The organism is Gelidibacter sediminis, from assembly GCF_004364975.1.
Lineage (GTDB): Bacteria > Bacteroidota > Bacteroidia > Flavobacteriales > Flavobacteriaceae > Gelidibacter > Gelidibacter sediminis.
In genome coordinates, this window is sequence record NZ_SOBW01000008.1 from 1193674 (window position 1) to 1206475 (window position 12802).

Consider the following 12802-nt stretch of genomic DNA (forward strand, 5'->3'; position numbering starts at 1 on the left):
TTGGTTACAATTTTCAATGCTATATGTTCCTGCTTTAAGGCAGGTCTTCTTATAAGTGCTGCGTTACTACGCTTTCACTATGATCACTACTTTTCCCGTACTAAATATTGGCAATGGTCTTAATCTCTGATATGATCTTATCACCTAATGCATCTGCTTCTTCCTGTGAAGGTGCTTCCGTATAAATCCTGATGATAGGCTCTGTATTACTCTTGCGCAAATGCACCCAACTATTGCTAAAATCAATTTTAACTCCATCAATAGTGGTTAAGTTTTCGTTTTGGTAACGATCTTCCATTTTAGCCAAAATACCGTCCACATCCATGCCTGGAGTCAGTTCTATTTTCTTTTTCCCCATAAAATAATTTGGGTAGGTGGCTCTTAATTCGCTCGTTTTCATTTTCTTTTCAGCGAGCAGACTTAAAAATAGCGCAACGCCAACAAGGGCATCACGTCCGTAATGCAATTCAGGGTAAATGATGCCCCCGTTACCTTCACCACCAATAATGGCGTTATTTTTCTTCATTAGTTCTACAACATTTACCTCACCTACGGCGCTCGCTTCGTAAGTACCCCCCTGTTTTTCAGTGACATCCCTCAAAGCTCTAGTGGAGCTCATATTGCTTACAGTGTTTCCAGGTGTTTTGCTCAATACATAATCGGCACAAGCCACTAAGGTATATTCTTCACCAAACATTTCTCCATTTTCGTCCATAAAAGCTAAACGGTCAACATCTGGATCGACCACGATGCCTAAATCGGCTTTTTCTTTAATCACCTCAGCAGCCAAATCGTATAAATGCTCTTTTAAAGGTTCTGGATTGTGGGGAAATTGACCGTTTGGCTCACAAAATAATTTGATGGCATGCACACCCAAACGCTCCAACAATAGTGGAATAGCGATGCCTCCTGTAGAATTCACCCCATCAACGACTACTCTGAATTGTGCATCTTCAATGGCTTTTTTATTCACTAATGGCATTTTTAAGACCTCATCAATATGAATATCGATATAAGCCTCATTTTTTGTAATCTCTCCAAGATCGTCGACTTCTGCAAAGTTCATCTCACCAGATTCAGCGATTTCTAAAATCTTGGCACCTTCTTCCCCATTTAAAAATTCACCTTTTGCATTTAAAAGTTTTAGCGCATTCCATTGTTTCGGATTGTGACTTGCAGTTAAGATAATCCCACCATCTGCATGCTCCATAGGCACAGCAACTTCAACCGTTGGCGTGGTTGATAAACCAAGATCAATGACATGAATGCCCATCCCAACCAAGGTGTTCATCACCAAATTTTGTATCATTTCTCCCGAAATACGCGCATCACGCCCCACCACAACCCGATAGTTGTCTTTGTTGCGTTGCTGCTTTAACCATACGCCATAAGCAGATGCAAATTTTACGGCGTCAATTGGCGTTAAATTATCGCCAACTTTTCCTCCAATGGTGCCTCGTATTCCAGAAATTGATTTTATGAGTGTCATATGTGTTCTTTAAAGTGAAAAGCAAATATACGATTACAATTTTGGATATCTAAATTGCAATTCCGTAAATTAGACCAATGAATTTTTTAGCCCACATTTACCTTTCTGGAGATAACACGGCCATTACCATTGGCAATTTTATGGCGGATGGCATTAAAGGCAAGCGGTATGCAAAGTATCCTAAAGACATTCAAATTGGCATATTGCTGCATCGTGAAATTGATACCTTTACAGATGCGCACCCGACCGTTAGAATGAGCACCAAACGACTTCATAAAAATTATGGCCATTACAGCGGGGTGATCGTGGATATTTTATACGATCATTTCTTGGCGAAAAATTGGTCACACTATTCCGATACACCACTTGATGTCTATATTGACAACTTTTATGAGGATTTGAAAGCACATTTCACCATTCTGCCCGTACGGATTCAAAAAATGATGCCCTATATGATTTCTGATAACTGGCTACTGAGCTACGCTAAAATTGACGGCATCCAAAAAGTACTGAATGGTATGAACCGTCGTACCAAAAATATTTCTGGGATGCACAAAGCAACTGACGAACTTCAGGAATATTACGAAGAATTTGAAGAAGAATTCACCGACTTTTTTGAGGAATTGCGCGCTTTCTCTAACGAAAAACTAGTGATGTTACAGCACATGTACGCATTGATGTAATTGATTCTAAATGAACCTAAAATCTTAACAATTTCAAATAGCACCAAGCAATGGCCAAGCCAAAAAAAATATTCAAAATAATAGTAGGGATAGTTGTCTTCTTTACTTTGCCGTCTATGCTATTATATGGATTTATATATTTTAAATATAATGAAGATTTACCAACAGGCATTAAAGGTGCACAAGCAGAACAGCTGGCCACCAAGATGCTCAATGCATTAAACCATGACGCCTATAAAAACACGAATTATTTAGAATGGACCTTTAAAAATCGGCATCATTTTAAGTGGAATAAAGCCAAAAACACTTGCAAAGTCTATTGGAAAAACTATAAAGTCGCCTTAGACTTAAATTCCCCTGCCATTAGTGAAGCCTTTGTAAACGAACAAAAAATTGAAGGCAAAGAGGCCCGAGAACTGATTGAAAAGGCGCACTCCTATTTTAATAATGATTCTTTTTGGGTGGTGGCACCCTATAAAATTTTTGATGCGGGTACAGAGCGGCGCCTCGTCAATTTGGAGAATGGTTCAAAGGCATTATTGGTAACCTATACCTCTGGCGGCACAACCCCTGGCGATTCCTATCTCTGGCATTTAGACGAGTCGGGAAAACCTAAAAGTTTCCAAATGTGGGTAGATATTCTGCCAATAGGCGGTTTGGAAGCATCCTGGAACGATTGGACTACCACCGAATCTGGTGCTCACCTGCCCACTTTCCACAAGTTTTTGGTTTTCGGGATTGAAATTACAAACCTAGTAGGTATTTAGTAATGCTTTACAGTTACAGTTAGCCTAAAATCGTTGCATTTAATCTTTTAACCCTCTAGCAATTTAACAAAACTCTAAATATCGAGCACTTTATTTTTCAGGTCATTATCAGTACCTTTGCAAACTTGTCTGTAAATCAGATAAGATTGCACTACTATGAGTAAATTTGAAGAAACAATCGAGGTTCAAGGCGCACGCGTTCACAACCTTAAAAATATAGACGTTACTATTCCTAGAGAGAAACTTGTTGTCATTACAGGCCTGTCTGGTAGTGGTAAGTCATCATTGGCTTTCGACACCATATACGCCGAAGGTCAGCGTCGATACATCGAAACCTTTTCAGCCTACGCACGCCAATTTTTAGGAGGACTAGAGCGACCTGACGTCGATAAAATTGATGGGCTTTCTCCTGTCATTGCGATAGAACAGAAGACCACGAGTAAATCGCCGCGTTCAACGGTGGGAACCATCACTGAGATTTATGATTTTTTACGCTTGTTGTTTGCTAGGGCCAGTGATGCCTATAGTTATAATACAGGTGAAAAAATGGTGAGCTATACAGATGAGCAAATCAAAGACTTGATTAAAGAAAGTTTTAACGGCAAACGCATCAACATTTTGGCGCCCGTCGTCCGTTCTCGTAAAGGCCATTACCGTGAATTGTTTGAGCAAATTGCCAAACAAGGCTTTGTAAAAGTTCGTACGGATGGTGAGGTGAAAGACTTGGTAAAAGGCATGAAGTTGGACCGCTATAAAATGCACGATATTGAAATTGTCATTGACCGTCTGAAAATTGACAATACGGTAGACAATGAAAAACGTCTTACGGAAACCATAAACACAGCCATGTATCATGGTGACGATGTGTTAATGATCCTTGATCAGGACACCGATGAAACCCGCTATTTTAGTAGAAGTTTGATGTGCCCGACCTCTGGGATTTCCTATCCAAATCCAGAGCCTAATAACTTTTCCTTCAACTCCCCAAAAGGCGCTTGTCCTAAATGTAATGGGATTGGTAAATTGTATCAGGTTAATGAAAAGAAAATTATTCCGGATGATAGTCTTTCTATCAAAGCCGGCGCTTTGGCGCCACATGGCCCTTATAAAAACAGCTGGATTTTTAAGCAGTTTGAAACCATTGCGCAACGCTTTAATTTTCAATTGACTGATGCCTACAAAGATATTCCTGACGAGGCAAAAAAAATGATCCTATACGGAGGTAACGAGAAATTCTCCATTGAAAGTAAGACTTTAGGGGTTACCCGTGATTACAAAATCGATTTTGAAGGCGTTGCTAATTTTATCGAAAATCAGTTTACAACAGCCGAAACAACTTCTCTAAAACGTTGGGCCAAAGATTATATGGACAAAGTGGAATGTGATGCTTGTCACGGTTCCCGCTTACGCCAAGAATCGCTTTATTTTAAAGTCAACGGACTCAACATTGCCGAATTGGCCAATAAAGATATCGTTGATTTAGCTAGCTGGTTTGAAGAATTGACGCCGCAATTGTCTGAGAAGCAACTTAAAATTTCCGAAGAAATCATCAAAGAAATCAGAACCCGTTTGCAATTTTTATTGGATGTAGGTCTAGAATATTTATCACTCAATAGAAGTTCAAAATCACTCTCTGGTGGTGAAGCACAACGGATTAGATTAGCTACACAAATTGGATCACAACTTGTAGGCGTACTTTATATTTTAGATGAACCAAGTATTGGACTACACCAACGTGATAATGAGAAATTAATAAAATCATTGATAACGCTTCGCGACATTGGCAACTCGGTAATTGTGGTTGAGCACGATAAAGACATGATTGAATGCGCAGATTATGTTATTGACATTGGACCAAAAGCCGGTAAATACGGTGGCGAAATAATCAGTGTAGGTACTCCTGAAGAGTTGAAAACTCATCATACACTCACAGCCGACTATCTTAATGGCACCAAGCAAATTGTAGTTCCAAAAAAACGTCGTTCTGGCAATGGGAAGTTTATAGAATTGAAAGGCTGTACGGGCAACAATCTCAAAAATGTGTCAGTAAAGTTCCCATTAGGTAAAATGATTGGGGTTACTGGCGTATCTGGAAGTGGAAAATCGACTTTGATAAATGAAACCCTCTACCCTATTTTAAACGCATACTATTTTAATGGCGTTAAAAATCCAATGCCATACAAAAGCATTAAGGGCCTGGAACATGTAGACAAGGTCATTGACATCAACCAGTCGCCAATTGGCCGTACGCCACGTAGTAACCCAGCGACATACACTAAAACTTTTGACGAAATCAGAAGTTTGTATGCTAAAATTCCAGAAGCGATGATTCGTGGATACAAACCAGGACGTTTCAGTTTTAATGTTAAAGGCGGACGTTGCGAAACCTGTCAAGGCGGTGGACTTCGAGTCATTGAAATGAATTTCCTCCCTGATGTGTATGTAGAATGTGAAACTTGCCAAGGTAAACGTTTTAATAGGGAAACTTTAGAAATTCGCTACAAAGGCAAATCGATTAGTGATGTGTTGGACATGACCATTAATGAGGCGGTGGACTTTTTTGAGCATATTCCGAAAATTTTCAAGAAGTTAAAAACAATTAAAGATGTAGGTTTGGGCTATATTACCTTAGGACAACAAAGTACAACATTGTCTGGAGGTGAAGCTCAGCGCATTAAATTAGCTACAGAGCTGAGTAAACGCGATACGGGAAATACCTTTTATATTCTTGATGAACCTACAACAGGATTGCACTTTGAAGATATTCGGGTATTGATGGACGTCCTCAATGAGTTGGTCAATAAAGGGAACACCATTTTAATAATAGAACACAATATGGATGTCATCAAAACAATGGACCATATTATTGATGTGGGTTATGAAGGAGGTAAAGGGGGTGGCCAAATTATTGTAGAAGGCACGCCTGAAGTTGTGGCTAAACACAAAAAGAGCTATACAGCCAAATTTTTAAAGAAGGAACTCGAAATTGCAACGTTAACACAAAATTAGGTCTCAAATTACATACCTTTCATGGATAGTGTTAAAAATTTATTCAAATTGGCACTTCAATAGTATCAAAACTTTATTACCTTAGTGTTATAACTTTAAAACTATCAATTATGAGAGGTATTCTTTGGCTAGTAGCCGTAATTTTAATCGTAGTATGGCTTTTGGGCTTTTTAGGTGTTGTTGAAGGCATTGGAACTGGAGGACTTATTCATGTCCTTCTAGTAATTGCAGTGGTTGTAATTCTTTACAACATTATATCAGGTCGTAAACCACTATAATCAGTATAGAACGAAATGATCTTAATATGAGGCAAATCGGAAGATTTGCCTTTTTTCATTTTTAAATGGGAAGAGAACAGCCCCAAACATTTTAAAAACCTAGTGAATTCAAGTTATTATCGTATTTTCTATTAAATTTGTGTGTTTTGGCAGATTGCAATAGTTGATAATACTATACTGCTATTACTAAATATTTAATAACCGACATTAGAATATAGAAAATGAGATTAGAAAAACACAGTAAAGCTTGGAATGAAATTAAAACAAACGATTCATGGGCCATTTTTAAGATCATGGGCGAGTTTGTAAATGGATATGAGAAATTAAGTAGAATAGGGCCTTGTGTGTCAATATTTGGTTCAGCACGTACCAAGCCAGACCATAAATATTATAAATTAGCTGAAGAAGTTGCCAAAAAAATTGTAGAACATGGTTACGGTGTCATCACTGGGGGTGGACCAGGAATTATGGAGGCGGGTAACAAAGGTGCTCATATTGCAGGCGGTACATCTGTAGGATTAAATATCGACCTACCTTTCGAACAGCACGACAATCCGTATATCGACTCCGATAAAAGTTTGGATTTTGATTATTTCTTCGTAAGAAAAGTGATGTTCGTCAAATATTCCCAAGGTTTTGTGGTGATGCCTGGTGGATTTGGAACACTGGATGAGTTGTTTGAGGCAATTACCCTAATTCAAACCAACAAAATTGAAAAATTTCCAATCATTCTAGTAGGCACTGAATTTTGGTCAGGTTTATTAGACTGGGTCAGGGCAACCTTATTGGATTCATTCGCTAACATTAGCGATAAGGATTTAGACTTGGTACATTTGGTAGATACCCCTGATGAAGTTATCGACATCTTGGATGCATTCTATAAAGAATTTGAATTGAGTCCGAATTTCTAAGAAACAATAGCTTAATATATACTCAAAGAATCTTGGAGCACATTTGACATCACAATGAAAATGTGCTCATTTTTTTTAATTAAATGATTGGACATTCAAAAAATATTTCAAAATTTACTCCAATTAAAAACCCTAAACCCTTCAAATACGTTAAGTTTAATTAAGCGCATAAATGTGTTTCATAAATCTGAGCAAATTCCGTTTAAATAATATTTTTTTCACCCTAAAGTTACCATAGCACATTGAACAAGCAAGTCTTTTTTTGTTTTCTCCTCCTCTCTTCGGTAGTTATGTTCGGTCAGAATGAGATCAGCATAGATGCCCAATTCAACATGGAACAAAGGACCGCAAAAGTGATACAGACTATTCAGTATCAAAACAGTTCTAAAGACACTTTAAAGACTATTTATCTCAATGACTGGAACAATAGTTTTTCTACAAAACGGACCCCATTGGCAGGTCGGTTTACTGAAGAATACAGCACAAAATTTCATTTTGCCAAAAGTGACATGCGCGGCTTTACCAGTATTACTTCCCTGAAAACTGTCAATGGGGAAGATTTGAATTATAATCGTCTTAAAACACACCCTGACGTGGTGGAAGTTCAACTGGCCGAACCCCTTCTACCAAACCAATCATATCATATTCAATTGTCATATATCTTACAATTTCCTGTGGATACTTTTACTGATTATGGCGTTACTGATACCAATGAATATAATTTAAAATATTGGTACATAACCCCAGCAGTTTATGATGGGGCCTGGCAATATTATAGTAATAAAAACTTAGACGATTTATATATACCTAAAGCCTCATTAAATTTAAAATTAGAATTTCCTAAAAATTACGCTCTGTTTTCTGAACTGGATATTCAAAATATTACGCAGAATGACAAAACACAGACTTTTTATCTATATGGTAGAGATCGTGTAGATACAAAGCTTTATCTTAACAAGTTTCCGAATTTTAATTATGTACAGACGGATAATTTTACCGTAATTACCAATATTGAGAGTGAAGGCATTAAACCTACAGACCGTGCCATCATTACAGATAAAATTACACAGTTTATAAACAAAAACCTTGGGCCTTATCCGCATAATAATTTGTTGGTAACAGATATTGAATATAAAAAGGATCCGCTCTATGGCATCAATCAATTACCAAAATTTATCAATCCGTTTCCAGGAAATTTACAGTATGAACTCAAACTTCTAAAAACAGCATTAAAAAATTACTTAGACAACACCTTACCATTAAATCCTAGAACGGATTATTGGCTTAAAGATGGCATACAAATCTACTTTTTAATGAAGTATGTAGAAGAACAGTATCCTGACCTTAAGTTGCTCGGAAATTTATCCAATGTATGGGGCATTCGCGCCTTTCACGCTGCCGATGTCAATTTTAACGAGCAATACAACCTTTATTTTATGCAAATGGTGCGTACCAATAGAGATCAATCCTTAACGACGGCTAAAGATTCACTTCTCAAATTTAACGCCAATATTGCAGGAAAATTTAAAGCCGGTATTGGATTGAAATATCTGGACGATTTTATAAATGCTGATATATTAGAGAACACGATTAAGCAATACATACAAAAATCCTCAGCAGAACTCACTTCTAGTGCTGATTTTGAGCAACTATTGAAACAAAACACAACTAAAAATGTAGACTGGTTTTTTCAAGATTACATCAACACTTCAAAAAAGATTGATTTTAGAATAAAAGATGTTATCAAAACCAATGACTCCGTAACATTCACCATAAAAAATAAGCGGGACACAAACGTCCCTGTATCGCTTTTTATGTTAAAAAATGATACCATCCTTAATAAACATTGGATTGAGGGCATCAATGGTTCAAAAACGCTGACCATTCCGCATGACAACGCCACAAAGTTGGTTTTAAATTATGACAACACCATTCCAGAATACAATCTCCGTGACAATTGGAAATCCTTAGAAGGCTGGTTTTTTAATAACAAACCGTTACAGTTCAGATTGTTTAAAGACATTGAAGACCCTAATTACAATCAGGTGTTTTTTATGCCTTTAGTAGAGTTTAATAATATTTATGACGGACTCACTTTAGGCGCTAAAATGTACAATAAAACACTATTAATGAAGAATTTTAGTTATAGGTTATCTCCTAAATATTCATTCAACTCCCAAACCCTTACAGGTGGTGGCCATGGCGTTTATACCCATCATATAGAAAACCAAAACTTATACCGCATAAGTTATGGCATTGGGGGCAGCTACTCCTCTTTTGCCGAAAAAGCTTTTGTAACGGTTATCAGTCCGAGTTTATCTTTCTATTTTAGGGATAATAATAATTATAGGTCAAATAAAGGAAGCTTTTTAAATTTTAGATTTTTGGATATTTCCAGAACCAATAATAATCCGTTGTTAACCGTCACCAATCCTGACTATAGTGTTTTTAACGTACGATATGTTAATGCCCACACACATTTAATAGATTATTCTAAATTTTATTATGATTTTCAGGTGGCCAAACAATTCGGTAAAATATCTGTGAATTACGAATGGCGCAAACTCACAGAAAACAACCGACAGTTTAATTTTAGATTCTTTGCAGGAACTTTTCTTTACAATAATACAGATCCAACTTCAAATTATTTCAGCTTTGCGTTAGATAGGCCAACAGATTATATATTTGATTATAACTATTTAGGACGTTCGGAAGCTTCAGGAATTTTCAGTCAGCAAATAATTATTGCAGAAGGCGGATTCAAATCGAAATTAGAGACCCCGTTTGCAAATCAGTGGATGACCACTGCAAATGTAAGTACAACCTTGTGGCGCTATGTTGAAGCCTATGGTGATATTGGCTTAGTAAAAAACAGATCTGTCAACCCAGAATTTGTCTATGACTCAGGCATTAGGCTTAATTTGGTAACAGATTACTTTGAACTTTACTTCCCAATTTATTCCAATCTAGGTTGGGAAGTGGACGAACCTAATTATAGTCAACGCATCCGTATCAAATTCACTTTAGACCCTGAAGTATTGTTAGGGCTGTTTAGACGTAAATGGTATTAATTTTACCGACTGCTAACAATAAACACTGCATTTGCACCTTAAGTATTCCATAAATAGTGGCTTTCTATGGACTATATATTTCCAAAATTATGTAGTTTAGTCCCTTTGTGCTTAAAACTCTTTATAATGACAAAATCAATTTTCTTTAGTTTTCTATTTTCAGTACTATTTTTCAACATCTACGCACAACAGAGTGAGCTTTCCGTAGAAAAAATCATGCAAGACCCCAAATGGATGGGTACCTACCCCTCCAATATCAAATGGGACCAACAAAGCAGTGCAATATATTTTAATTATAATAAAGATGCTGATCCGGCAGACTCCTTATATCGCATTCAATTAAAAAATACCAAAAACATTGAAAAGGTAAGCTGGACAGAAGAAAAAAATACCAATTTTGTAAGAGGCACATATAATAACTCTAGAACAAAAAAAATAGTTTCTAAGGAAAATACCCTGATTGTTTTTGACCTCAAATCAGGAAAAGAAACAATGTTATTGCAACTCCCAGAAAATATTCGCAACCCTCATTTTTTGGCAAATGAAGACTGGATTGCATTTGAAGTTGACAATAATGCATATATCTACTCACAGAAAACAGGTGTTTTAAAGAAATTGACACAGATAGAATCCGGAAACAAACCCAAAGTAAGAGAACAAAAATCATCAGACAAAGCCACTTTTCTAAAGGAAGAAAACCTCAAATTATTAAGTGTTGTTAAAGAACGAGAAGACCATAAAGAAATTTCAAAAAAAATTAGAGAAGCCCGTCAAGACAAGAAGGCATATACGTTTTATGCTGAAGATCGACAAATTTTTAATATACAGGTATCACCAGATGCTAAATTCGTCACTTTCACATTGTATGACCGAGGTAAAAGCGACAATACTATAGTGCCAAATTATATTGATGCATCCAGTTATACTAAAGATTTAAACACACGTTCAAAAGTGGGTGACGATGAAACTAAGGTAGATTTGGCTATCTATAATATTGAAAAAGATACGGTATATACAATTATGACAAATGCATTACCGGGCATTAAAGATTTGCCAGATTATGTTAAAGATTATCCGGATAAAGAATGGGAAGAAAAAGAACGCGAGGTTGTGAGTTCTCAAACCTATTTTTCTGATAATGGACAGCACGCCATAGTTAACATTCGTTCTAAAGACAATAAAGACCGATGGATTGCGAAATTAGACCTAAATACCGGAGCGCTGACCACTTTAGATAGACAGCGTGATGAAGCGTGGATTGCCGGTCCTGGAATTGGATGGTCTATGAGTGGTGGCACTATGGGATGGTTACCTGATAATAAACATATTTATTTTCAGTCTGAAGCTACGGGGTATTCTCACCTCTATCTTTTAGATGTTACCAATGGCCAAAAGAAAGCATTGACTTCAGGAAATTATGAGGTTTTTGATCCTTTTTTATCCAATGATAAGAAATACTGGTACTTAACTACATCGCAAGTAGGCCCAGGGGAACGACACTTCTATAAAATGCCATTGATGGGCGGAAAAATGGAGCAATTGACTGCTATGACAGGAAATAACGAGGTGACACTCTCTCCAGACGAAAAACACATGGCTATACGTCATTCATATAGCAACAAACCATGGGAACTGTACTATAAAAAAACGTCGTCAAAAGCAACTGCTATACCGTTAACTTCGGGGCAATCTGAAGCGTTTAAGGCCTATAAGTGGAGAGACCCTCAACTCGTTACTTTTAAAGCTGAAGATGGTGCCAATGTCCCAGCGCGTCTATACCTTCCAGAGGCCTCAGTTAAGAATAATGCCGCCGTAATTTTTGTTCATGGCGCAGGGTATTTACAAAATGTCCATAAATGGTGGTCGTCTTACTTTAGAGAGTATATGTTCCATAATCTGTTAGCAGATTTGGGTTATACTGTTATAGATATAGACTATAGGGGTAGTGCAGGTTACGGGCGCGATTGGCGAACAGGTATATACAGGCATATGGGAGGAAAAGACCTCTCTGATCAGGTGGATGGTGCTAAATACTTAATCGAAAACCATGGCATTGACAAAAATAATATTGGTATTTACGGGGGTAGTTATGGAGGATTCATTACACTAATGGCACTGTTTACTGAAGCGGAAACCTTTAAATCTGGTGCCGCACTACGATCAGTAACTGATTGGGCACATTATAACCATGGGTATACTTCTAACATCTTAAATGAACCATTTCAAGATCCTATTGCTTATGAACGCTCCTCTCCAATCTATTTTGCTGAAGGCTTGGAAGGCCATTTATTGATTGCTCACGGAATGGTAGATGTCAATGTGCATTTTCAAGATGTGGTGCGTTTATCACAACGCTTAATAGAATTGGGAAAGGATAATTGGGAAATGGCAATATATCCTGCTGAAGATCATGGCTTTGTAGAACCAAGCAGTTGGACGGATGAGTACAAACGTATCTTGAAGCTCTTTAACGCAACACTTCTCAACAAATAAAAACTTTAACAATCTAATTATCAGCTCTTGGCACACAGACTTATAGCGTGCTAAGTGCTGATAATTAATCGTATTTTCATGTCTTCCATTCGTATTTCAAT

The 12802-nt window shown here is 37.1% G+C and carries 8 protein-coding genes; 7 read left to right on the plus strand and 1 reads right to left on the minus strand.

The window, feature by feature from the left end; translation table 11 throughout:
* Window positions 1-100: 100 nt before the first annotated feature.
* Window positions 101-1489, minus strand: coding sequence for a phosphoglucosamine mutase (glmM, locus tag BXY82_RS11830; RefSeq protein ID WP_133758389.1), 1389 nt, complete (start codon window positions 1487-1489; stop codon window positions 101-103).
* Between the two features lie 77 nt (window positions 1490-1566).
* Between glmM and BXY82_RS11835 the strand changes: the two genes are divergently transcribed.
* The 7 genes from BXY82_RS11835 (at window position 1567) to BXY82_RS11865 (ending at window position 12701) form a co-directional block, all read left to right on the plus strand.
* Window positions 1567-2172 carry an acyl carrier protein phosphodiesterase gene (locus BXY82_RS11835; protein WP_133758390.1) on the plus strand — a complete coding sequence of 202 codons (606 nt, stop codon included), beginning with the start codon at window positions 1567-1569 and terminating at the stop codon, window positions 2170-2172.
* Window positions 2173-2222: 50 nt separating this feature from the next.
* The gene (locus tag BXY82_RS11840) at window positions 2223-2939 is read left to right on the plus strand and encodes a hypothetical protein (RefSeq protein ID WP_133758391.1); all 717 of its coding nucleotides are present in this window, start codon (window positions 2223-2225) and stop codon (window positions 2937-2939) included.
* 156 nt (window positions 2940-3095) lie between these two features.
* Window positions 3096-5948, plus strand: coding sequence for an excinuclease ABC subunit UvrA (uvrA, locus tag BXY82_RS11845; RefSeq protein WP_133758392.1), 2853 nt, complete (start codon window positions 3096-3098; stop codon window positions 5946-5948).
* Between the two features lie 110 nt (window positions 5949-6058).
* The gene (locus BXY82_RS11850; protein ID WP_133758393.1) at window positions 6059-6226 is read left to right on the plus strand and encodes a lmo0937 family membrane protein; all 168 of its coding nucleotides are present in this window, start codon (window positions 6059-6061) and stop codon (window positions 6224-6226) included.
* A gap of 221 nt (window positions 6227-6447) precedes the next feature.
* The gene (locus BXY82_RS11855; RefSeq protein ID WP_133758394.1) at window positions 6448-7137 is read left to right on the plus strand and encodes an LOG family protein; all 690 of its coding nucleotides are present in this window, start codon (window positions 6448-6450) and stop codon (window positions 7135-7137) included.
* Window positions 7138-7469: 332 nt separating this feature from the next.
* A complete protein-coding gene (locus BXY82_RS11860) occupies window positions 7470-10208 on the plus strand; it encodes a gluzincin family metallopeptidase (RefSeq protein WP_243835797.1) in 2739 nt (912 codons plus the stop codon).
* Between the two features lie 126 nt (window positions 10209-10334).
* Complete coding sequence (locus BXY82_RS11865) at window positions 10335-12701, plus strand: S9 family peptidase (RefSeq protein ID WP_133758396.1); 2367 nt, start codon at window positions 10335-10337, stop codon at window positions 12699-12701.
* Window positions 12702-12802: the final 101 nt, after the last annotated feature.

Bases quoted from the DNA above. Each gene is read 5' to 3' on its own strand.
- BXY82_RS11840 (WP_133758391.1), top strand. From the start codon at position 2,223: ATGGCCAAGCCAAAAAAAATATTCAAAATAATAGTAGGGATAGTTGTC.
- glmM (WP_133758389.1), bottom strand. From the start codon at position 1,489: ATGACACTCATAAAATCAATTTCTGGAATACGAGGCACCATTGGAGGA.
- BXY82_RS11850 (WP_133758393.1), top strand. From the start codon at position 6,059: ATGAGAGGTATTCTTTGGCTAGTAGCCGTAATTTTAATCGTAGTATGG.
- BXY82_RS11865 (WP_133758396.1), top strand. From the start codon at position 10,335: ATGACAAAATCAATTTTCTTTAGTTTTCTATTTTCAGTACTATTTTTC.
- BXY82_RS11860 (WP_243835797.1), top strand. From the start codon at position 7,470: ATGGAACAAAGGACCGCAAAAGTGATACAGACTATTCAGTATCAAAAC.
- BXY82_RS11835 (WP_133758390.1), top strand. From the start codon at position 1,567: ATGAATTTTTTAGCCCACATTTACCTTTCTGGAGATAACACGGCCATT.
- BXY82_RS11855 (WP_133758394.1), top strand. From the start codon at position 6,448: ATGAGATTAGAAAAACACAGTAAAGCTTGGAATGAAATTAAAACAAAC.
- uvrA (WP_133758392.1), top strand. From the start codon at position 3,096: ATGAGTAAATTTGAAGAAACAATCGAGGTTCAAGGCGCACGCGTTCAC.